The organism is Chitinimonas viridis, assembly GCF_030409555.1.
Classification (GTDB): Bacteria; Pseudomonadota; Gammaproteobacteria; order Burkholderiales; family Chitinimonadaceae; genus Chitinimonas; species Chitinimonas viridis.
Map to the genome: position 1 here is coordinate 503,237 of NZ_JAUFPU010000018.1, position 22,559 is coordinate 525,795.

General features: G+C 62.0%; 20 protein-coding genes. 11 read left to right on the forward strand and 9 right to left on the reverse strand.

Features of this window, described 5'->3' with window-relative positions; all coding sequences use genetic code 11:
* Nucleotides 1-85: 85 nt before the first annotated feature.
* The 5 genes from QWZ03_RS15540 to mtgA all read left to right on the forward strand — a co-directional run bounded on the left by QWZ03_RS15540 (nt 86) and on the right by mtgA (nt 4,646).
* On the forward strand, nt 86-1,141 hold the full coding sequence (locus QWZ03_RS15540) for a DUF1176 domain-containing protein (RefSeq protein ID WP_290333553.1): 1,056 nt from the start codon (nt 86-88) through the stop codon (nt 1,139-1,141).
* A gap of 92 nt (nt 1,142-1,233) precedes the next feature.
* The gene (locus QWZ03_RS15545) at nt 1,234-3,147 is read left to right on the forward strand and encodes a diguanylate cyclase (RefSeq protein WP_290333554.1); all 1,914 of its coding nucleotides are present in this window, start codon (nt 1,234-1,236) and stop codon (nt 3,145-3,147) included.
* Nucleotides 3,144-3,716: a sigma-70 family RNA polymerase sigma factor gene (locus QWZ03_RS15550; protein ID WP_290333555.1), complete on the forward strand. Its 573-nt coding sequence runs from the start codon at nt 3,144-3,146 to the stop codon at nt 3,714-3,716. The genes QWZ03_RS15545 and QWZ03_RS15550 overlap by 4 nt, the downstream gene beginning before the upstream one ends.
* A gap of 4 nt (nt 3,717-3,720) precedes the next feature.
* Nucleotides 3,721-3,897: a zf-HC2 domain-containing protein gene (locus QWZ03_RS15555; protein WP_290333556.1), complete on the forward strand. Its 177-nt coding sequence runs from the start codon at nt 3,721-3,723 to the stop codon at nt 3,895-3,897.
* Nucleotides 3,898-3,953: 56 nt separating this feature from the next.
* Nucleotides 3,954-4,646, forward strand: coding sequence for a monofunctional biosynthetic peptidoglycan transglycosylase (mtgA, locus tag QWZ03_RS15560; RefSeq protein WP_290333557.1), 693 nt, complete (start codon nt 3,954-3,956; stop codon nt 4,644-4,646).
* A gap of 93 nt (nt 4,647-4,739) precedes the next feature.
* Here mtgA and QWZ03_RS15565 read toward each other — a convergent pair whose 3' ends face one another.
* Both QWZ03_RS15565 and QWZ03_RS15570 read right to left on the reverse strand, forming a co-directional pair.
* Nucleotides 4,740-5,111 carry a DUF6463 family protein gene (locus tag QWZ03_RS15565; RefSeq protein ID WP_290333558.1) on the reverse strand — a complete coding sequence of 124 codons (372 nt, stop codon included), beginning with the start codon at nt 5,109-5,111 and terminating at the stop codon, nt 4,740-4,742.
* 118 nt (nt 5,112-5,229) lie between these two features.
* Nucleotides 5,230-5,649 (reverse strand): hypothetical protein, encoded by a 420-nt coding sequence (locus tag QWZ03_RS15570; RefSeq protein WP_290333559.1) that lies wholly within the window; start codon nt 5,647-5,649, stop codon nt 5,230-5,232.
* Nucleotides 5,650-5,728: 79 nt separating this feature from the next.
* Between QWZ03_RS15570 and QWZ03_RS15575 the strand changes: the two genes are divergently transcribed.
* The 5 genes from QWZ03_RS15575 to QWZ03_RS15595 all read left to right on the forward strand — a co-directional run bounded on the left by QWZ03_RS15575 (nt 5,729) and on the right by QWZ03_RS15595 (nt 10,593).
* The gene (locus QWZ03_RS15575) at nt 5,729-6,172 is read left to right on the forward strand and encodes a PACE efflux transporter (protein ID WP_290333560.1); all 444 of its coding nucleotides are present in this window, start codon (nt 5,729-5,731) and stop codon (nt 6,170-6,172) included.
* Nucleotides 6,173-6,651: 479 nt separating this feature from the next.
* Complete coding sequence (locus QWZ03_RS15580) at nt 6,652-6,855, forward strand: hypothetical protein (RefSeq protein WP_284195206.1); 204 nt, start codon at nt 6,652-6,654, stop codon at nt 6,853-6,855.
* Nucleotides 6,856-7,123: 268 nt separating this feature from the next.
* Nucleotides 7,124-8,413: a phosphoinositide-specific phospholipase C-related protein gene (locus QWZ03_RS15585; RefSeq protein WP_290333561.1), complete on the forward strand. Its 1,290-nt coding sequence runs from the start codon at nt 7,124-7,126 to the stop codon at nt 8,411-8,413.
* A 191-nt stretch (nt 8,414-8,604) separates the two neighbouring features.
* Entirely contained in the window at nt 8,605-9,222 is a 618-nt protein-coding gene (pssA, locus tag QWZ03_RS15590) for a CDP-diacylglycerol--serine O-phosphatidyltransferase (RefSeq protein WP_284195208.1), read from the forward strand.
* 354 nt (nt 9,223-9,576) lie between these two features.
* On the forward strand, nt 9,577-10,593 hold the full coding sequence (locus QWZ03_RS15595; protein ID WP_290333562.1) for a substrate-binding domain-containing protein: 1,017 nt from the start codon (nt 9,577-9,579) through the stop codon (nt 10,591-10,593).
* A 53-nt stretch (nt 10,594-10,646) separates the two neighbouring features.
* On the opposite strand, the gene metH is transcribed toward QWZ03_RS15595, so the two are convergent.
* The 6 genes from metH to QWZ03_RS15625 form a co-directional block, all read right to left on the reverse strand.
* Nucleotides 10,647-14,351: a methionine synthase gene (gene metH / locus QWZ03_RS15600; protein WP_290333563.1), complete on the reverse strand. Its 3,705-nt coding sequence runs from the start codon at nt 14,349-14,351 to the stop codon at nt 10,647-10,649.
* A 174-nt stretch (nt 14,352-14,525) separates the two neighbouring features.
* Nucleotides 14,526-15,929, reverse strand: coding sequence for a nitrogen regulation protein NR(I) (ntrC, locus tag QWZ03_RS15605; protein ID WP_290333564.1), 1,404 nt, complete (start codon nt 15,927-15,929; stop codon nt 14,526-14,528).
* A 15-nt stretch (nt 15,930-15,944) separates the two neighbouring features.
* Nucleotides 15,945-17,009 carry a nitrogen regulation protein NR(II) gene (glnL, locus tag QWZ03_RS15610; RefSeq protein WP_284195212.1) on the reverse strand — a complete coding sequence of 355 codons (1,065 nt, stop codon included), beginning with the start codon at nt 17,007-17,009 and terminating at the stop codon, nt 15,945-15,947.
* 266 nt (nt 17,010-17,275) lie between these two features.
* On the reverse strand, nt 17,276-17,707 hold the full coding sequence (locus tag QWZ03_RS15615) for a DUF4124 domain-containing protein (protein ID WP_290333565.1): 432 nt from the start codon (nt 17,705-17,707) through the stop codon (nt 17,276-17,278).
* Nucleotides 17,704-18,024 carry a YciI family protein gene (locus QWZ03_RS15620; protein WP_284195214.1) on the reverse strand — a complete coding sequence of 107 codons (321 nt, stop codon included), beginning with the start codon at nt 18,022-18,024 and terminating at the stop codon, nt 17,704-17,706. Before QWZ03_RS15620 ends, QWZ03_RS15615 begins: the two co-directional genes overlap by 4 nt.
* A gap of 55 nt (nt 18,025-18,079) precedes the next feature.
* Nucleotides 18,080-18,850: a tRNA threonylcarbamoyladenosine dehydratase gene (locus QWZ03_RS15625; protein WP_284195215.1), complete on the reverse strand. Its 771-nt coding sequence runs from the start codon at nt 18,848-18,850 to the stop codon at nt 18,080-18,082.
* 166 nt (nt 18,851-19,016) lie between these two features.
* Between QWZ03_RS15625 and QWZ03_RS15630 the strand changes: the two genes are divergently transcribed.
* Complete coding sequence (locus tag QWZ03_RS15630; RefSeq protein ID WP_284195216.1) at nt 19,017-19,760, forward strand: pseudouridine synthase; 744 nt, start codon at nt 19,017-19,019, stop codon at nt 19,758-19,760.
* Between the two features lie 145 nt (nt 19,761-19,905).
* On the opposite strand, the gene plsB is transcribed toward QWZ03_RS15630, so the two are convergent.
* Entirely contained in the window at nt 19,906-22,428 is a 2,523-nt protein-coding gene (gene plsB, locus QWZ03_RS15635; RefSeq protein ID WP_290333566.1) for a glycerol-3-phosphate 1-O-acyltransferase PlsB, read from the reverse strand.
* Nucleotides 22,429-22,559 lie beyond the last annotated feature (131 nt).

The following is a 22,559-nucleotide window of genomic DNA, read 5'->3' on the forward strand; positions in this document are numbered from 1 at the left end:
GAGGCCTTAGCGTCCAAGCAGCCAGACTGTATCGCGACGACGCGTGATGCCCAGCGTCGCCCATCACCCACACACCACTGCCCCCATGCGCCCTACTCTGCTGATTGCCGCTCTTGCCGCCACCCATCTGGCCAGCCAAGCCGCCACCTTGCCGGTTTACCGCGAGTTCAAGGATTGGCTGGTGGCCTGCAGCAACAGCGGTCACTGCGTAGCCAAGGGCTTTGACCAGTACGCGGGCACCACCGTGATGCTGCTGGAGCAGGCGCCCGGGCCGGCGGGCGAGACCTCGTTGACACTGGGCTTTCAGACCACCGGCAAAGTGCCGCCACAGCCACTACGCCTGGGTGGCCTGCCCTTGTCCTCGGAGGCATGGGCGCTACAGCAGGAAGCCGACGACTACGCAGAAATCCATAGCCTGGACGATGCTGCAGCACGCAAGCTGCTGGCGGCCATCAGCCGCAAGCAGACGCTGGCGTTGACCGGCAGCCAGGGCGAAGTGCTGGCCAACTTCAATGCCGACGGCCTGGCCGCCTCGCTCCTGTTGGTAGACGAAGCACAGGGCCGGTTGGGCAGCCGCCATGCCCTGCTGCGCGTTGGCAACAAGCCCGCCAGCAGCATTCCACCGGCCCGAGCCCTGCCCGTGCTGCGCCCAGGCGCGCCGGGTAGCCCTACCGTGGACGACGAGGAAGCTGCCCGCCTGCTGCATGCCGTGCGCAAGCTGGAACCCGACTGCGTGATGGAGGGCAATACCCAGCCCGATGGCGAGGTATCGGCGCTCTCCCCCCGCGAGGCCATCGTCCTGCTGCAGTGCGGCCAGGGCGCCTACAACACCTCCTACGTGGTGTATCGTACCCAACGGCAGGGCAAGGCCAGGCCGGTGCGGGTGAATCTGCCTGGCCTGGGCACCTTGCTGCAGCCGGGCTATTGGGTCATGAATGCCAGCTATGACAGCGCCAGCCAGACGCTGAGCCAGTATGGCAAGGGCCGGGGCCTAGGCGACTGCGGCGATAGCACCAGCTGGGTGTTCAACGGTAGCCATTTTCTGCTGAGCCACTACAGCCACCAGGGCCGCTGCGGTGGCATGGCGCTGATGGATTGGCCCCTGCTGTGGGACACCACGATCCTGCCGCGCAAACCATGATGCGCTGACCAGCTAACCGGCAACATGACCTGCACGATGCCGCTATCCGCCATACGTGGATGCAATCACTGCTGCCAGGCTCTAGGATGTAGATGTCCTGTCCCGTGCATGACTGGTTGACTGTGCCCAAGCGACTGATTGCCTACTATTACCACGCGCTACCGCGCGGCACCCGGCTGGCCATGGCGGGTGTCACGCTATTGCTGGTACTGGTAGCGTCGATGACGATCTGGTGGTTGCAGAACAGCCACCAGAGCGCCGGGCAAAGGGCGGCAGCCGAAGCAGACAATGCCGCCCGCCTGCTGGAACAAAGAGTACTGGCCACCAATCGCGAGATCGATCTGATGCTGGACGATATTGCCCGCGATGCGGCACGCATGCCCATGGCGCCGCCACTGGAGTGGAGCGAGCCGACGGGTTTTGAAGCCATCATGATGCTGCGGCACAAGCCGGAGCGCCTGCCCCATGTGACCGTACTGACCATATTGGATCCACAAGGCCGGGTAGCCTACTCGGCCAAGGCCAACCGTGGCGACAACTTTTCCGACCTCCCCTTCATCCGGCAACTGATTGCCAACCCCAGCCTGCGGCTGGTCATCTCGCCGCCCTATACGCTGCGCACAACGGGCAAGCTAGGCACGGTGTTCGCCAGGCCAGTACTCGATGACCAGGGCAAGCTGCACGCCATCGTGGTGGCCGGCGTGCACCTGGATGCTTGGCAACGCCACCTGACAGGTATTGAGTTGGGCCAATATGGTTCGGTCATCCTGATGGATACCCAGTATCGCCTGATCGCTCGCGAACCTCTGACCGATCGTGCCAGCCTGGGCACCCAGGTGCAGCCCAGCCAGATGCAACCTAGCGGGCTGCGTGACCAGACCTACTTCGTGGTATCGCCACTTGATAATGAGCGACGCCTGTCGGGGGTGCGCAAGCTGGCAGAGTACCCTTTTATCCTGGGCGTGGGCCTGTCGGAGCGGGATTACTTGGCGGAATGGCGGGCCGCCTTGCTGGTGTGCGTGTTTGGCATGATCAGCCTGCTGGCCTTTGGTGGCTGGCTCATGTACCTGCTGTGGCAAAGCGGCCGGCATGCCAAGCTGCTGGCCGAGCGCGAGGCCAGGCTGGCAGCCCAGGAGTCCCGCATGCGCAGCATGGTCGAAGCCTCGCCCTGCGCACTGGGCCTGATCGACTTTACCCATGACCGCATACGCTATGTGAACCCAGACATGGGCTTGCTGTTTGGCATGGCCGCCGAGGACATGGCCGGCAAGGAGCTGGCCGAGCTGTTTGTACGGCCGGAGGAGTGGCGCGCCTGCCGCAAGGCCCTGCACGAAGCCACCACCCTGCGTGAGCTGGAGTACGCCGTACGCAATGGTGACAGCGAGCGCTGGGTCATCCTGTCGGCCACGGTGCTGGACGGTGATGGCGACAGCGAAGGCGACGATGTGCTGGTCAGCCTGATCGACGTGACCAGCCGCCATGTGCGTGAAACCCGGCTGAGCCACGAAGCTGGTACCGACTCCCTGACCGGCCTGGCCAACCGCCGTCGCTTCTTCGAGCGCGGCAGCGAGACCTTCGAGCTGGCACGACGGCACCGGCGTCCGTTCTCCCTGCTGATGATAGACATTGATCACTTCAAGCAGGTAAACGATATCCATGGCCACGCGGTGGGTGACGAGGTGCTGGTACGGCTGGCCCGCCTGCTGGAGGTTACCCTGCGGCAGGGCGACCTGGCGGTGCGGCTGGGAGGTGAGGAATTTGTGGCGGTATTGCCCGAAACGAATCTGGAGCACGCCATCGAAGCCGCCGAGCGAATACGCGAAGCAGTTGAAAATGCACCGCTGACCCTGGAAGATGGCACCCTGATCGAGTTCACGGTGAGCGTGGGCGCGGCGCAGATGCAGGAAGACGACAAGGAATTACAGTCGCTGCTGATTGCAGCCGATGCCGCCCTCTATCGTGCCAAGGCCAATGGCCGCAACCGCGTGGAAGCCGACAACCTTTGACTACGCCCGATGACCGCCAGCTGGCGGAGTTCCGCGACTATCTGCTGCGTTATGCCCTGTACCGCCTGCGTGATGAAGCCGCCGCCGAAGAAGCCGTGCAGGACACCCTGCTGGCAGCCATACAGGCCAAATCCGGCTTTGCCGCCCAATCCAGCATCAAGACCTGGCTAACCGGCATACTCAAGCACAAGATCATCGACGCCCAGCGCAAGCTATGCCGAGACCCGTTCCAACTGGACGACAAGCTCGATGATGAAGGCGAATTGAGCGACTTTGACAGCCTGTTCGACAAGACCGGCCACTGGGGCAGCGACGGCCCACGCACCTGGGCCAACCCCGAAGCCGCGCTGGAACAGCAAGACTTCTGGCGAGTCTACGAAGAGTGCGCCCAGCGCCTGCCCAAGCGCACCGCCATGGTATTCGCCATGCGAGAGTCGCTGGGCCACGAGATAGAAGAAATTTGTCAGAACCTTGATATCACAGCGACCAACTGTTCAGTGCTGTTGTACCGGGCGCGCATGAGCTTGCGCCTGTGCCTGGAAAAAAACTGGTTTGGCCGGGAAGATTAAGCGCATGAACTGCAAGGAAGCCACCCGTTATATCTCCGAATCCATGGACAGGCCGCTGAGCACCGGCGAGCGCCTGCGGCTAAGGCTGCATCTGTTCATCTGCCACTATTGCAGCGATTTCTCGCGCCAAGCGGCCTTCTTGCGCAAGGTCAACCAGCAGAAGCCCAAATCCAAGCCCTGAGTCTTGCGCTGCCGCGCTGCACCGACAGCCACCCCATCCCGCTATAATCGGCCGCCATGAAACCCCTACGCCTGATCGGCCGTGCCCTGCTGGTTCTTATCCTGCTATTGCTGGCCTACCAGCTATGGCTGTTCGGCCATGTGGTGTGGTGGAAGTATTACAACCCGTCCGAAACCTCGTTCATGGATCAGCAACTTGATGTGCTGCAAGACAAGAACCCGGATGCGGAGCTCAAACATGTGTGGGTGCCCTACGCCAAGATTTCGCCCAATCTGAAACGGGCGCTGGTGGCTGGCGAAGACGCCAAGTTTCTGGAGCACGAGGGTTTTGACTGGGAAGGCATGCAGGCCGCCTGGGAGAAGAACCAGAAGAAGGGCCGTATCTCGGCCGGCGGCTCCACCATCAGCCAGCAACTGGCCAAGAACCTCTTCCTCAGCGGCAAGCGCAGCTATTTCCGCAAGGCCGAGGAGGCTGCCATCACGCTGATGCTGGAGGCGGTGATGGACAAGCAGCGCATCTTCGAGATCTATCTGAATGTGATCGAGTGGGGCAATGGCGTGTTTGGTGCCGAGGCGGCCGCCCGCCATTACTACAAGACCAGCGCGGCCAACCTCAGCGCCGGCCAGGCCGCCAAGATGGCCGCCATGGTGCCCAACCCGCGCTACTTCGACAAAAACCGCAACCATCGCCGCCTGCTGCGCAAAGCCGCCATCATCCAGCGCCGCATGGCCTACGCCGATGTTCCTTGAGCGCCTGTTACGGACTTAAGTCATTGTTGGGCGTGACGGGTAGCGCAACCTGAGGCAGTAGGCGCTACGCCGATTTAATCCACGCCCCCGCCGCTATGCCAGCGCCGGCTTCATGCCACCCCGCTTGACCAGGATCGCGATGGCCGGCGGGAACACCAGCCAGAATCCAGATGCCGGCATCAGTACCACGCCCAGCACGCCCAATGCCAGCAAGCTCCAGCCCATACCCTTGGGCAGTCCCGCTGGCAAGCTTGCCTCCAACCTGGAGACGGCTTGCCCGCAAATGAACAGCACGGCACCAAAGAGCACAAACCAGACCACTGCGCCCGTCATGGGGTCGGTGCCCACGGTGTCGAAGACCCCGCGCTGCACAATGCCCAGCAGTTCCTTGCCAAACACCGCAACGCCAAACACGGTGTGGATGACGGCGACGCCGATAAGCCAGCGACCTATCCAATGCTTCATCTGCTTCCTCCTGGGTATGGGTATCCATAAAGGCAATGCTGCGCTAGCAGCCAGCCGAGCCTGTGTATGCTCACAGCGCGGTCAACTATGGGGCATGGCCCCCCGGCCAGGCAAGCCATTACAAGCTAGCGAACCCCTCGGTGATATCCGCCAACGCGCCAGGCTCCAGCTCAAAACCACCTGAAACCAGGGTGCGCCACGGCGCCGGCCCACTGCTGTACTGATGCCTGACCAAACACACTTCCGCCACCAGATGTCCGAGAGTATCGCGGGATCGCAGGGTCAGGACGAATTCATCCGGGCTCATGCTACGCAAGGTCGCCACCCCCTGCCGACGCGCCTCCAGCGCGCGCAAATCCACCACAAATGCCTGCAGCGCATCGGCCTCCAGCCAGACTGCGTCATGCCTACCCGCAAAGTCCTGTAGCCGGACACTGACGGACACACGGGCATCCCCCGCGTGTATGGTCCCCTGCGGCGTTTTCTCCAATAAGGTAATCTCGGCACATTCGTAATCCGTGCCCACTTTGATCTGCATGCACTCCCCTTTGACGGCCGTACCCGGCCCGAAGCAGGCTTGTACGCACGACCCTGCATATCGGAATCGCCCCATAACCATGCAAGGCCCGCTGCGCAAAATCATCCAGGCCATCAGCTACGAGGCCATTGCCATGCTGTTCATCACCCCGGCCATGGCCCTGGTGTACCAGCAGCAGCTGGCGCATTCAGCAGCCCTGTCGCTGATGATCTCAACCGTGGCGCTGGGCTGGAATATGCTGTTCAACCTGCTGTTCGAAGCCTGGGAGCGGCGGCAGTCGCGGCGCGAGCGTACTTTCTGGCGGCGCACCTTGCATGCCACCGGTTTCGAGGGTGGCTTGGTGATCCTGCTGGTACCTTTGATGGCCTGGTGGTTGCAAATAAGTCTCATACAGGCGCTGTTCGCCGACATCGCCTTATTCGTGTTTTTCTTCTTCTACGCCTTCGCCTTCCAGTGGGGCTTTGACCGGGTGTTCGGCGTACCCGATTCGGCACAAGCCGCAGCCGCAACACACGCCGTTTAATAAAAACAAACACTTAGCTTTACAAGCCCAAATGCATTGTGTTAAAGTTTGGCCTTCAGTCGGATCAATCCGGCTGTTTGCCTTACTTTGCAGTACTTCAAGCCGTTCTCTCAGGCCATGTTCCAACGCGTGGAACAGCCTTCCCTGATGTCTTCTGCTTGTTTATCGAATGGTGCAATCCGCACCCACTTCTGCTGTAATGAAGGTTCGTGCCAAAACGAAACCTGCTCGTAACAATCGAGCATTACGATAACACCGTCTCGTTCTGGCTAATTTGACCCGATATGGCTTGGTCCATATCAGCGGCGCAAGTGCATGGCCTGCCGTGGCCGTGGCGTAGTACGCCACCCATGGATAGGGTCTGATCGCGTTCGTCCCATGTTGTCGAAATTGAACTCGGCCTGGAACACACGGTCTAGCTGCAATGCAGCCCGGCAACGCACCGGTGCGCTACAAAAAACAAAAAATAGGAAACAAGTATGAAAGTTCAAGAACTGAAGGCCGGCGACCATTTCGTCCAGGATCGTCACGGCGAGTCCATCCGCTTTGAAGTATTGGCCGTGGAATGCGTAGGTCGCCAATTCCAGGTCAGCTTCCAGTCCCGTCTGGGCCAGGGTAGTGCCCGTTACTTCGGTAACGCCTACCTGCCTGGTACCCGTGCAGCCAACCGCACGGTGAACTGATCCGCCAACCAGGCTGATCAGCGCAGTACCCGCCAACGGTGGCAGCACCACCGTGGCAAGACAAGCCGATTCCGGTCTAGCCGGGGTCGGCTTTTTGCTGCTTGCTCGCCCTGCGCGTGCAGGCAGCGTCGTGTGGATGCCCCCTCTCGCCTTGTGAGGCGGCATAGCCACACCCTCTCCGCTGTCATCGCATTGTCCACGTTCTCTGCTAAAACAATGTTTCGGCCAAGCGTTTGCTTGACCGTGTCAAAACAACAAAGGAGACAACATGGTAAAGCTGGGTACATGGCTGGCCGGCGCGCTGGCCACTTGCATGGCACTGCCGCTGCTGGCTGGAGAGGTAGATGACTTTCAGCACAGCTGGGTGCGCAAGGCACTGCGTCTGCAGGAGCGGATAGACCGGCAGGCGCCGATAGGCGAGGCGCTCTGGCCGGCCACGCACAACTCATACAACAGCAAGGCTTACACCAATGCGGTGAGCTACTACGATCCCAACCATATCCATAGCATCTACGACCAGCTGCGTATGGGAGCCCGTGGGCTGGAGCTGGATATCCATTCCTACTTCAACATGCGGGGCTGGCCTTGGCAGTGGCGCAACGACATCCTGCTGTGCCATGCCGGTGGCAACAATGTCGGCTGCTCGCCTGGCGACCGCCCCTTTGTCGATGGTCTGAACGAGATACGCCGCTGGCTGGATGAAACCCGCAACGACCCCGAGGCATTGCTGCTTTACCTGGAAAGCCATCTGAATGGTGGCGACTACGACGATGCCCAGCGACATATCCAGAACATACTGGGCAACGATGTCTACCAGCCCCCCGGCGGTGCCTGCCAAGGCATACCCGCCAGCATGAGCAAACAGGCCGTGCTCAATGCCGGCAAGCGGGTGCTGATCATTACCGATGGCTGCAAGGACACGGCCCATTTCAATCGCTGGGTGTTTACCGGCGCCACCAGCGAAAGTGGCTACCCCACCGACAATCAGGACAAGTACCAGCGCTACCCCAGCTGTACTTCGGCCCAGTTTGGCGCCGCCGATTTCCGCCGGCTACTGGTACGCTTCAATGAAGACCGCACCAAAATCGCCGATGTGTTCGCACCCAAGATGCGCATAGACGCCGAGGTCACCGAGGGCCTGATGCGTTGTGGTGCCAATCTGTTCGGCTTTGACATGCTCACCCCCGGTGATGGCCGCCTGGCCAGGCTGGTGTGGAGCTGGGATGTGAACGAGCCCAACAACTGGGGCGGCGGCGAGCATTGTGCCGAGAACTGGTACAACGGCCGCTATAACGATGCCAGTTGCGGCCAGGCCAAACCCTTTGCCTGCAAGCAGCTGCATGGCGACGGCTGGCTGATCAGCCGCAGCCAGGGCCGCTGGCAGGATGGCCGGCTGACATGCAGCAACGAGACCGGCGGCGCCTACCGCTTCGCCATGCCCGCGACCCCGCTGGAGAACGAAGCCCTCAAGCAGGCCAAAGCGGCAGCGGGCTACGCCTCGGTCTGGGTGGATTACACCGACGAGGGCAACGAGGGAAGCTGGCGGCGCAGCCAGTAAGCCCAGCCCGGCAGGGGTTGATGGCCCCTTACCTGAGGGGCCGGCAGACAACTGCCGGCCCTTTTGCGATTGGCACCAAGCGGTTGATAGATAGGCCAGCCGGCGCAACCGTCAAAATCACATGACTTCCCGTTCGCCACAATTGCACGCTTTCCATTACCATGCCCGGCATATTGCCTTTGGATAGCACCATGAATCGCCCCAAACCCTTTTCGATGATCCGCGAGTTCCACCTGGCAGACTGGTTCACCCTGTCCAACGCCTTCTGTGGCGTAGGCTCGCTGTTCGCGGTCATGACCTACCTGCAGACCCACGATGTCCTGCACCTCTACTTCGCCTGCGGCCTGATCCCCTTCGCCCTGCTGTTCGACGTGCTGGATGGCCGCATCGCCCGTTGGCGCCAGCAAAGCTCGGCCATGGGCCGCGAACTGGATTCGCTGGCCGATGTGATCTCCTTTGGCGTGGCACCGGCCGTCATCGCCTATGGCTGCGGCATGCAAGGCCTGTTCGATCGCATCGTGCTGCTGTTCTTTGTCGCCTGCGGCGTATCGCGCCTGGCCCGCTACAACGTCACTGCAGAAAAACTTTCGGATGGTGGCGACAAGGTCAAGTACTTCGAAGGCACCCCCATCCCCACCTCGCTATTGCTGGTGGGGGTGCTGGCCGTCGCTGTTTGGCAGGGCGCCTTGGGCACGGAGCTGTGGTTCGGCGTCTACCATATCGGCGGTTTCCGCTTCCATCCGCTGGTACTGATGTTTGCTATTTCCGGCTCGCTGATGATCAGCCGCATCCGCATCCCCAAGCTCTGATCGGCTACCCGCCGCAACCCCGACAGCCCCGCGACAAGCGGGGCTTTGTTGTTATTTCTCTACCTGTTTACCCTGTAAAAACCGCCATTAAAATGTAGCTTACTTACCAAAGCGTTTTGGGTTATCATCCAAACCGCTTTGGGTGTTTTACCACCGGCGTGGGAATCCCCATGGCAATACCCCAACAGGGTATGTCCGACACTTTTTTTGAAGTAGCCCCCAGGGCTGCTTTGCTGTTCACTCCTCTCTGGCGCGGTTAGTTGGCTGCTTAAACCACAGCTTGCTACGCGCCTGCTTTTTTTGTGGCAACCGTTTGTGCAGCCCAGCGCGCCGCCGTGATAACGTTGCACCGCCATGGATCTCAAAGCCCTCGCCGCCCATCTCAACCTTTCCGCCACTACCGTCAGCCGCGCACTCAACGGCTATTCCGACGTCAGCGCCAAAACGCGGCAACGCGTGGTGGAGGCTGCCCAGGCCCTGGGCTACCAGCCCAATCCGGTCGCGCGCAGCCTGGCCATGGGGCGTGCCAACGCCATCGGCATCGTCTACCCGCTGGAAGCCGACGATGTGGCCGACCCGCGTTTTCTGCAGGTGGTGTCTGGCCTGACCGAAGGCCTGATGGAAGTGAATATGGACCTGCTGCTGGCCTCGGCCACCCACAAGGGTGAGCTCGATACCTACGACAGGCTGGTGCATGGGCGCCGGGTCGATGCCTTTATCGTGGCCCGCACCCTCTGCCAGGACGAGCGCATCGATTATCTGCAGCAGGCGGGCGTGCCCTTTCTCGCCTACGGCCGCAGCGCCGACTGCCAGGCTTACCCCTGGTTCGATTTCGACAACGAAGCCGGTAGCGTGCTGGCAGTGGCGCGCTTGGCCGGCTTGGGCCATCGCCATATCGGCTATATCCACGCCTCGCTGCACTACAACTTCGCCCATCAACGCCACGCCGGCTTTCTACGCGGCATGGCCGAGGCAGGCCTGCCGGTCGCCAGCCAATGGCTGTTGCAGGCGGGCCTGGCGCGCCGCAGCGGCTATCAGGCCATGATGGGCCTGCTGGACCAGGACCAGCGCCCCAGCGCCGTCATCGTGGACAACAACCTGGCGGGGGTGGGCGCCGTCCGCGCCCTGCTGGATCGCGGCATCGTCATGGGCCGGGATATCTCCGTCATCGTCTACGACGGCATCCCGCCCGATACCCTGCTGACCCAGCACATCACATCGGTGGTGCAGCCCACCCAGCACCGCACCGGCAAGCACATGGCCACGCTGATGAGCCGCCTGCTGGCGGGCGGCCATCCACTCAGCGAACTGCAGATGCTGTGCCAGCCCGAGCTGCAGGCTGGCGATTCGGACGGCCCGGCACCGGGCTGAGCCATGCCGAGCCACCGCCCAGGTCAAGCCATGGATAGTCTGCGCGGCGCCGCCTAGGCGTTGTACCCCAGGTTCGGTGCCAGATCGCGCTCAGCCTGCTCCACCCTGACGCCACGGCGTGCGGCGTAATCCTCGACCTGATCTTTCTCCAGCTTGCCCACGGCAAAGTACTGCGACTGGGGATGACTGAAATACAGCCCGCTGACTGCGGCGGTGGGCAACATGGCATAACCCTCGGTCAGCTCCATGCCTATGCCTTCGGCACCCAGCAGGCGGAACAGGTCGGTCTTGGTGGTGTGGTCGGGGCAAGCCGGGTAGCCGGGCGCCGGGCGTATGCCCTGGTAGCGCTCCTCTATCATGGCCTCGTTGTCCAGCTGCTCGCCCTCGGCATAGCCCCACAGCTCGCGCCGCACCTTGGTATGCATCAGCTCGGCAAAGGCCTCGGCCAGGCGGTCGGCCAACGCCTTGACCATGATGGCGCTGTAGTCGTCGTTGGCATCCTCAAAGCGTTTCACATGAGGATCGATATTGAGTCCAGCGGTAACGGCAAACAAGCCCACGTAATCCGCCTTGCCGCAGGTCTTGGGTGCCACGAAGTCGGCCAGGCACCAGTTAGGCTTGCCTTCCGCCTTGCGGTTTTGCTGGCGCAGGCAATGCATGACCATCAGCTTGTCGCCGCTGGCGGGGTCGTACAACTCGATATCGTCACCCACGCTATTGGCTGGGAACAAGCCGATCACGCCGTTCGCCTGCACCCAGTCGCCCGCAATCATCTGCGCCAGCATGGCCTGTCCCTCGGCAAACAGACTGCGGGCCGATTCCCCGACTACCTCGTCCTCCAGGATGCGCGGGTACTTGCCAAACAGTTCCCAGGCATTGAAGAAGGGGCTCCAGTCTATGTACTCGGCAATCTCGGCCAGCGGGTAGTGCTCGAATCGCATCACCCCCAACTGCCGTGGACGGGGCGGCGTATAGGCAGCCCAGTCCACCGCAAAGGCATTGGCGCGGGCATCAGCCAGCTTGAGCAGATCCAGCTTGCCCTTGTTGGCATGGATGGTGCGTATATTGTCGTACTCTTCCGCCACCTTCTGCACAAAGGGTGCGCTGAGGTCTTCTGACAGCAGGTTGGAGCAGACGCCCACTGCACGGCTGGCATCGGGCACATAGACCACCGGGTGGCCATAGTTGGGCGATATCTTGACGGCGGTATGCACCTTGGAGGTGGTGGCGCCACCGATCAGCAGCGGGATATCAAAGCCCTGGCGCGCCATCTCCTTGGCCATGTGGGCCATTTCCTCCAGCGAAGGGGTGATCAGGCCGGACAGGCCGATGATGTCAGCCTTCACCTCGCGGGCGGTATCCAATATCTTCTGCGCCGGCACCATGACCCCAAGGTCTATCACCTCGTAGTTGTTACAGCGCAGCACCACGCCCACGATGTTCTTGCCGATATCATGCACATCGCCCTTGACCGTGGCCATCACGATACGGCCCTTGGCCGACGAATCCGATATGCCCAGGCGCCGCTTCTCTTCCTCGATGAAAGGCTCCAGATAGGCAACCGCCGCCTTCATGACACGGGCCGACTTGACCACCTGGGGCAGGAACATCTTGCCCGAGCCGAACAGGTCGCCCACATGGTTCATGCCGTTCATCAAGGGGCCTTCAATCACATTGATGGGCCGTGGCAGGCTCAGCCGCGCCTCTTCGGTGTCCTCGACGATATAGGTGGTGATGCCCTTGACCAGGGCATGGGTGATGCGATCCTGCAGGCTGCCGCTACGCCAGGCCAGGTCTTCGCCCTGGGCCTGGGCCGCATCGCCCTTGAAGCGCTCGGCCAGGGCGATCAGTTTCTCGGTGGTATCGCCGCCATCCCGTGCCTGCCGGTTCAGCACCACATCCTCGATGGCCTCGCGCAGTTCCGCTGGCACCTCCTCATACACCTCCAGCGCACCGGCATTGACGATGCCCATGGTCATGCCGCGCTGGATGGCGTGATAGAGGAACACCGCGTGGATGGCCTCGCGCACCTTGTTGTTGCCGCGGAAGCTGAACGACACATTGGAGACGCCGCCCGATATCTTGGCGTGCGGCAGGCTCTGCTTGATCCAGCCGGTCGCCTCGATGAAGTCCAGCCCATACTTGGCATGCTCTTCTATGCCTGTGGCCACGGCAAAGATATTGGGGTCGAAGATGATGTCGGCCGGATCGAACCCGACCTCGTCCACCAGCACACGGTAGCTGCGCTCGCAGATCTCGACCTTGCGGGCATAAGTATCAGCCTGGCCAGCTTCGTCGAAGGCCATCACGATCACGGCTGCGCCATAGCGCTTGACCAGGCGCGCGTGCTTGACGAACTCCTCGTAGCCTTCCTTCAGCGAGATGGAGTTGACGATGCCCTTGCCCTGTATGCACTTGAGGCCCGCCTCGATCACCGTCCACTTGGACGAGTCGATCATGATGGGCACCCGGCTGATATCAGGCTCGGAAGCAATCAGGTTGAGAAAGGTCACCATGGCCTTCTCGGCATCCAGCATGCCTTCGTCCATATTGATGTCGATGACCTGGGCACCGTTCACCACCTGCTGGCGGGCCACCTCCAGCGCAGCCGGATAGTCGCCAGCCAGGATCAGCTTGGCAAAAGCGCGCGAGCCGGTGACGTTGGTACGCTCCCCTACGTTCACGAACAGATCACCGTCGCCGATATTGAAAGGCTCCAGGCCGGACAGCCTGGCCTTGGCTTCGATCTCAGGCAACGGTCGCGGTGCGACCTGCGCCACCGCCTGGGCAATGGCGGCTATATGCTCAGGCGTGGTGCCACAGCAGCCACCGACGATATTGACCAGGCCCGATTCGGCCCACTCCTTGACCTGTACGGCCATCACCTCGGGTGACAGGTCATAGCCACCGAACTCGTTGGGCAGGCCAGCATTGGCATGCACCGAGACAAAGCTCTCGGCCACCCGGGCGATCTCTTCCACATAGGGGCGCAACAGATCCGGCCCCAGCGCGCAGTTCAAGCCATAGCTGATGGCATCGGCGTGGCGCAAAGAGTTATAAAAAGCTTCCGTGGTCTGGCCGGTCAGGGTGCGGCCAGACTGGTCGGTAATGGTGCCAGATACCATGATGGGCAGCCGCTCCACGCCGGGGCGCTCATCAAAGTACTGATGGATGGCAAACACCGCCGCCTTGGCGTTGAGGGTGTCGAACACCGTCTCGACCAGCAGCAGATCGGCGCCCCCCAGCACCAGGCCATCAATGGCCTCGGTATAGCTTTCGACCAGGGCGTCGAAAGTGACATTGCGATAGCCAGGATCGTTCACGTCCGGGCTGATGGAGCAAGTACGGTTGGTCGGCCCCAGCACCCCGGCACAAAAGCGCGGCTTCTCCGGCGTACGGGCCGTCTGCGCCTGGCACAATTCCTTTACCAGCCTGGCTGCCTCAAAGTTCAGCTCATGCACCAGCGACTGCATGTCGTAATCGGCCATGGCGATGCTGGTGGCGTTGAAGCTGTTGGTCTCGATGATGTCGGCGCCGGCATCCAGATAAGCCTGGTGGATGCCGCCTATGATGTCGGGGCGGGTAATCGTCAGTAGGTCGTTGTTGCCCTTGAGGTCGCTGGGCCAGTCGGCAAAACGGGTGCCCCGGTAGCCTCTTTCGTCCAGTAGATGACGCTGTATCATGGTCCCCATGCCGCCATCCAGTATCAGGATGCGTTGTTGCAACAGGTCGGTCAGCTGGGTGCGGCGTGAGGTCATGGAAGCGTTTGATATTGCGAGGGAAAGGCGCAAATTCTAACACGCCGGGCGTGCCCCTCCGGCGGCCAAAGGGTACTAAGCATATGAATGCAATTCATGCAGACGTCCCCCAAAAAGCAAAAGGCGCATACCCTCATGCGCCTTTGTTCATACTTTGTTATCCGCACCTCGTGGTCACTCACCGCCGATTTCGCGCTCCAGCCCCAGTTCCTGGATTTTGCGGGTCAGGGTATTGCGCCCCAGCCCCAGCCTTTCGGCCGCCTCGATACGCTTGCCGCCGGTAGCCGCCAGCGCCCGCAATATCAGGGTGCGCTCGAACAGCTGTGTCAGGTCGTCGATAAACCCCCGCTCGCCGGCCCGCAGCCGACGGTCTGCCTCGGCAGCCAGCTGCGTCACCCAATCGCCCACCCCACCGCCACTTGCCCCCTCGCCCTTGAGTTCTGGCGGCAGGTCGTTCACCCCTACCGCCTGGCCGGGGGCCATCACGGTAATCCAGTGGCAGAGGTTCTCCAGTTGCCGCACATTGCCGGGGAAATCAAACCCGGCCAGCAGGCGCATGGCATCCTCAGTCAGGCGCTTGACCTCGGCCCCCAGCTCGCGGGCCGATTTGGCCAGGAAATGCCGGGCCAGCAGCGGTATGTCCTCGCGCCGCTCGCGCAAGGCTGGCAGGCGCAGCCGTATCACATTGAGGCGATGGAACAGATCCTCGCGGAACAGATTGGCCTTGACCCGCTCTTCCAGGGCCTGGTGGGTCGCGGCGATCACCCGCACATTGGCCTTGATGGGTGCATGCCCGCCCACACGGTAGAAATAGCCGTCCGACAGCACCCGTAGCAAGCGGGTCTGCAGCTCGGGCGGCATATCGCCGATTTCATCAAGGAATAGCGTGCCACCCTCGGCCTGCTCGAACCGGCCGGTGCGCTGGGCCTGGGCACCGGTAAAGGCGCCACGCTCGTGTCCGAACAACTCGCTTTCCAGCAGATCCTTGGGGATGGCCGCCGTATTGATGGCCACAAAGGTCTTGCTGGCGCGGGGGCTATGGCGATGCAGGGCACGCGCCACCAGCTCCTTGCCGGCGCCCGATTCCCCGGTGATCAGCACGGTCGCAGCCGACTGGCTCAAGCGGCCAATGGCGCGGAACACCTCCTGCATGGCCGGTGCCTGCCCCAGTATCTCCGGGGTTTCCTCCAGCGGGGCATCGACCACCTCCTGCTTCAGGCTTTCGTCCATGGCCCGGCGTATCAGCTCTACCGCGTGGTCCACATCAAACGGCTTGGGCAGGTATTCAAACGCCCCTCCCTGGAACGCCGCCACCGCACTTTCCAGGTCGGAATGGGCCGTCATGATGATGACCGGCAGCCGAGGAAAGCGCTCCTTCAGCTGGGCCAGTAAATCCAGCCCCGATTCACCGGGCATGCGGATATCGCTGACCACCACCGAGGGGGTTTCGCGCCGCAGGGCATCGACTGCTTCGCTGGCCGAGGCATAGCAGTGAAAGGCAATGCCCTCGCGGCCCAGTGCCTTCTCGAACACCCAGCGGATGGAACGGTCGTCATCAATGATCCAGACAGGTTTCATGTAGCGGTCATCTTGTTATTTGCTGGCATCCAGCGGGGTCCAGCCGTTCAACGGCAAGGTCAGCGTAAAGCAGGTACGGCCCGGCTGCGATTCGAAATCGATGGTGCCGTTGTGCTGCTGGATAAAGGTGTGCGCCAGATGCAGGCCTATGCCGGTGCCACCGGGACGGGCCGACACCAGCGGGTAAAAAATCGTCTCGCGTATGTGCTCGGGTATGCCGGGGCCGTTGTCGATGATCTCCAGCGTCAATCCCAGGGGAAAGCGCCGCCGGTTCAGTGTCACCTGCCGGGCAATACGGGTCTTCAGTACGATCTGCCCAGCGCCATGCATGGCCTGGGCCGCATTGCGCACGATATTGAGTACCGCCTGTATCAGTTGCTCCTTGTCGCCATACAGGTCCGGCACGCTGGTATCGTAATCACGCCGCACAGCCAGGCCATTGGGATACTCGGCCAGCAACACGCTGCGCACCCGCTCCAGTACCTCGTGAATATTCAACTCACCCAGTTGCGGCAAGCGGTGCGGCGTCAACAGCCTGTCCAGCAGCCCTTGCAGCCGGTCGGCCTCGTCGGTAATCACCTTGGTGTATTCATGCAGGGCCGGGTCGGGCAGCTCCTTGCGCAGCAATTGCGCCGCCCCCCGTATGCCACCGAGCGGGTTCTTGATCTCATGCGCCAGATTGCGTATCAGCTGCCGATTCGCCTGCTGCTGCGCCGCCAGCCGCTCCTCATTGGCAATCCGCCGTTGCTGGTCGGTCTGGCGGAACTCCAGCACCGTATAGGGGGGCGACTCCACCTCACGCACGGTAAACGCCACATGGATGGTATTGGTCAGCCTGACGGCCAGCGCCACATCATGCTCGGTCACGCTGGCATTCTGCTTCTCGGCCGCATCCAGCGCCGCCAGTATCTCGGCCGGCTCCGAAAAACAGGCCGACAGCGGCCGCCCCACCGTCTCGCGCGCCGGCAGCTCAAACAGGGTCTCGGCAGCAGGATTGAGGTAACGCACCGTACGGGCGGTATCCAGCACCATTACGGCGGTTTCCAGCAACTCCAGGCCTAGGAAGGCAGGGTGGGACATGGCGTCATTCAGCTAAGCATTGGTTGGGTCTTAGCAATTACTGGGCCACGCCCTAGGTCTTTGCAAAGGCCAAACTGAATCAATGGCTTACCTAAATCCAGCTGGCAAACCACCGGCGTGCGCCGCCCAGGCACAAAAAACGGGCAGGTCACTGCACCATTTTAGTGCATAAACAGGCGGGCTATAGTGAACCGCCCCAATTCAGGGCAGGGATCGTGACTGGCGACCAGATACCGCCCATGAAAAAGCGGCCCGCAGGCCGCTGTTCACTTCACCCTGGCTATTTCCTTGTGCAGGGTTTCGATGTTTTTCTCGTGCATCAGCACATTGTCGCGTTGCTTGGTATCCGCAGGGGTGGCGGCCGCCTTCTGCTTGGCCTGGGCTAGCAGGCGTTGCTCGTTGCCCAGTTCGTCCTGCAGTATCTGCAGCTTGGTCTGGTCGCGGCTATGCTGGGTGGCTGCATCCACGCGAGGGAAACTGGCTGGGGTAGGCTGGCGGGCATTGCTGCCGCCGCTGGACTTGCCGCCGCCACTGCTGCGCGGTGCCGGCACACTCAGTGGTATGGGGCCCAGATCCAGCTTCTTGGCACCCTTGATGGGCACGTTCGAATAGGTGATGCGGCCCTCGGCATCGACATGCTTGTAGATATCGGCCATGGCCGGCATGGCCAGTAATGCCAGAATCAGATAGCGCTTCATGCCCCAGCCTCCACGTTCTCGGCGCTGATCAGCGCCACCCGGTAAGGGTAAACCTCGGCCTGTACCACGCCTGCCGCCACAGCGGGGTCGTGGCGGGCAAAGTCCGCTGCCTCGATCGCATCAGCTGCGTTATAGATCGCGATACCGAAACCGCGTTCATCCGCCTCCAGAGTACGGCCAGCCAGTATCAGCCGGCCTTCGGCCTGGGCCGACTGCAGATAGGCAAAGTGCGCGGACATGGCAGCAGACTCGGCCTCGGTGAGGCCGGTGCGCAGCATGTCGGTACGTGTAGGGCGTATTAGGTAGAGAAACTGCATGACAATGGCGTAGCAAGAATATTCGCGATCATAGCATGGGCTATGACAGTCAAGCTCAAGCCAGGTTCGCCAACTTTACCAAAGCGCGTCCTGCCATGGTCATGCCAAAGCTGGCCGTCACCGCCACGGCCGAGCCATAACCCGCACAGCTAAGCCCGCCAGAGACCGGTTCGCATGCCTCGGCCTTGGGCCGGATGATGGGCTCGGTGGAGTACACCGCTTCCACCCCGAACTTCTTGCCCTCGCGTGGGTAGCCATGGTTGCGGCGCAGTTCGGCACGCACCTTGGACAGCAAGGCATCGCCGCTGGTCTGGGCGATATCGGCTATGGCCACCCTGCTGGCGTCCAAGCGCCCGCCGGCCCCGCCCGACACCACCAACGGTATCTTGTGCCGCTTGCAATGCACGACCAGTGCCACCTTGACACGCAACTGGTCCATGCAATCGACCACGTAGTCAAACCGCCCCGGTGCAATCAGGCTGGCCAGATTGTCGGCCGTCAGAAAGTCATCCACCACGGCCACCTGGGCACGCGGGTTGATCTCGGCAATGCGCTCGCGCATGGCCTCGACCTTGGCTTGCCCCAGGGTGCTGCTGAGTGCATGCAGCTGGCGGTTCACATTGGAAGGTGCGATATGGTCCAGGTCGATCAGGGTCAGGCGCCCTATCGCACTGCGCGCCAGCGCCTCGGCGGCCCAGGAGCCCACCCCACCGATGCCGATGACGCAAACATGCGCCGCCTCGAAGCGCGCCAGGCCCGCGGCGCCATACAGCCGGGCAATGCCGCCAAAACGGCGTTGGTATTCCAGATCATCAGAGCTTTCCATGGCGGTATTTTACCCTGTGATAGCGGGAATATCGTGCCGGCATCCAAGCTGTGGCCACCGCAAGCCGCCGGGCCACGCTGCCGCTGGCGGCGACATATTCGCCGGCTTCCTTGGGTAGTCACCGCAGCCGGGGTTAAAATAGGGTTTTAGTGCAGGGAACACCATCATGACCGACGCGCAGGAAACCCTACGCCTATCCAAACGCATGGCCGAACTGGGCTTATGCTCGCGGCGCGAAGCGGACGATTACATCGAACGCGGCTGGGTCAAGGTCGATGGCATCGTGGTCGATGTGCTCGGCAGCCGGGTGCTGCCCACCCAGCGCATCGAGCTGGACAAGCGCGCCGCCCTGGCACAGACCCAGCGCGTCACCATACTGCTGAACAAGCCGATAGGCTTTGTCTCGGCCCAGGCCGAACAAGGCTACAAGCCCGCCTCGCTGCTGATCACCCCGGAGAACCGCTATGTGGGCGACCGCTCCGGCATTGAGTTCTCGCGCCGCCACCTCAATGGACTGGCACCGGCAGGCCGCCTCGATATCGACTCCACCGGCATGCTGGTACTGACCCAGGACGGCCGCGTGGCCAAGGCCCTGATAGGCGACGATACCAAGGTGGAAAAAGAGTACCTGGTGCGGGTGGAAGGCCAGCTCGACGAAGCCGGCATGAAGCTGCTCAACCATGGCCTGAGCCTGGATGGCCAGGCATTGCGGCCCGCCAAGGTCAGCTGGCAGAACGAGCATCAGCTGCGCTTTGTACTGCGCGAGGGCAAGAAGCGGCAGATACGCCGCATGTGTGAGCTGGTGGGGCTCAAGGTCATCGGCCTCAAGCGCATACGCATAGGCCGCATTCCGCTGTCCGACCTACCCATGGGCCAATGGCGCTACCTGGGACCATTCGAGAAATTCTGAGGGGCTGGCGTGCCCTCGCCAACGGTGTAGGGTCGGTACCGGCATAGGCTGACACCCGCTGTTACGCCTCGGCGCACCCCACTGCACTTGAACACCAAGCAAAAGAGACGCCTAGGCGTCTCTTTTGCTTGGTGCGGCCAGTGTATCAGGATTTGCTGGCCAACCTGGCCAAGGCCTGCTCCACCGTGGGGCGGTCCAGCCGGGTCAGGTGCAGCACGCTTTGGCGCACGTCTGGCGACAGCACATAGCGTGATTCAGCCGCAGCCGAACGCACCGCGCCATTGAAGGTCAGCTTGCCGGCCTCGTCCTCGGCCGCCAGGCCTGCCTGCTTCAGCGTTGTGATAAAGGTACGGAAAATGGCCCGGTCGAAGAACTCTGGCGCATTGAACTCGCGCAGCAAGCTCAGCCGCTGGGCCAGCAGGTGGCACAGGCCTTCCAGCTCGTCGGTACTGACCACACCACTGCCCTGCTGGGTCAGCACTGACAGCGAGATGAAATAGCGCACCAGCGCCGGCCTGACCGCCTGGCCCAGCAAGGCCAGTTGGGCGTACTCATCGCTATTGAGGTTGGGTGCATGAAAGATACCCTCGCGCCCAGGGCTGCTGGACAGCCAGCCCATCTCCACCAGGGCAGCTAGATAGCTGTCCAACGCCGCCTCCAGTTCATCGGGCTGCCAGCGCAGGTAGAGCTCGGCCCGCAGGAAGGGATAGACGGTACGGGTCAGGTTGGCCAGCTGCTCGCGGCTCAGGCTGGCATTGCGCGAGAACAGGCAAGCAATCAGGCCCGGCAGCGCCACGCAATGCAGCACGTTGTTGCGCATATAGCTGCACAGCACTGCGTCTTCCGGGTAGAAGTGCATGACATCGCCCAGGGCATGGGGGTGGCGCTGTATCAGACGCAGCTTCTCGCAATGATCCACCATGGCGCGGCCATCCATGGCAGTCAGCTGCGAACGGGCAGCATAGGGCACGGCAGACAGCAGGCGGCGGTAGCCATCCAGCTGGGCCACCAGTTGATCCTCATCCATGGCATGGCGCGGTGTGGCCAGCAGGGCCAGGCTGACCAGGTTGACCGGGTTGGCCACGGCAGCGCTATTGAGACCATCGGCGATACGCTGGCCCAACTCGCGTATGCCCTGGGTAAACCAGGCCGGTCGGCTCTCCTCCAGCGGCGGTTCATTGCGCCACTCGGGGTGGGACTGCCCCAATACTTCAGCCAGCTTGATGGGCTCGCCAAAATTCACATGCACCTTGCCGAAGTTCTTCTTCAGCTCGCGCACGCTCATCAGCAGGCTGAACAGCGATTCCTTCTGCTTGGGCTTGCCCATCAGCTCGCCCACATAGCTGCGCCCTTCAAACAGCTTTTCGTAGCCGATATATACCGGGATGAAAACGATGGGCCGGTTGGAATCACGCAAGAAGCTCTGCACCGTCATGGCCAGCATGCCGGGGCGCGGCTGCAGCAGCCGTCCGGTACGACTGCGGCCGCCCTCGACGAAGTATTCGATGGGATTGCCGCGGGCAATCACCATATGCAGGTATTCGTTGAACACCGCACCGTACAGCGGATTACCCTTGAACGAACGCCGCAGGAAGAAGGCCCCGCCGCGCCGCAATATGCCGCCGACGATAGGCAGGTTGAGGTTGGCACCCGCCGCGATGTGCGGAATCATCAAGCCCTGCTGGTAGACGATATAGCTCAGCAGCAGATAATCGATATGGCTGCGATGGCAGGGTACATAGACGATTTCATGGTCCGGCGCGACGCCGGTCACCGTCTCGAAGTTGCTCAGCTCAACGCCGTCGTACAGGCGTGTCCACACCCAGGTGAGGAAGCGATGGAATACCCGCACCACCGGGTAGCTATAGTCGGCAGCAATCTCCCAGGCGTAGTGGCGGGCCTTCTCTTCGGCCTTGAGCATGGCGCTCGCCCCGCCCCCCTGCTCGGCGGCCAGCGCTGAAATGGCGGCCCGCACCGACTCGGTCTCCAGCAAGCCTTCAACCTGCGTGCGGCGGTGCGATAGATCGGGGCCGATGGCCATTTCGCGCTGTTGCCGGAAATGCACCCGGAACACCCGTGCGATCTTGCGCAGCGCGCGCTCCTCATCCTCGGTGTCGGTCACCAGTTCCTTCAAGGAAATGGGCTGACCAAACCGCACTAGCGTCTGGCGACCATGCAGCAGGATCGTGAACAGCTGCAGCAGGCTGCCACGGGGCGCCCAGCTTTCCGAAAAGATAAGCTTCCAGATCGAGCTTTCCTTGTCGGGCGTGCGGCCCCACAGGATATTGACTGGCACCAGTTGCACATCGAAGTCGGCACGATTGCGTGCTGCCTGCACCAGGCGGGCCAGCCGAGGCGAGTAGCCGACATTGCTGCTGCGGCCAAACCAACGCTCTGCCCGGGTGGTAAAGAAGAAGGCCCGCGACTCACGCACGCCCTGGTGCGTCAGCTCGGCCAGGGGCGAGGCCAGGCCCGCTGCGCTGACTTCCTTGTCCAGCACCAGGATATTGCTGAGAAAGCGCCGCTGCAGCACATAGACCACCGGCTTGTCTGGCGACAAGCCCAGGCTTTGCAAGCCGTCGGACATGACGTGGGTACGCACCACGCTGAACAGCAGCTTTTTGGCGAGCAACAAAAAAGGCCTGTCGAGGCCGAGATACTTGAGCATGTAGCGAGGAAATTCTGGAATAAGCGAGCGATTATAAACGCCAACCGGCCAAGCGCATGCTTGACCGGTCGAACGGTGCTGCATAGACCTTCAGCTTAGCAGCTTATTCACGTGTCCACGCTCGGCGGCGG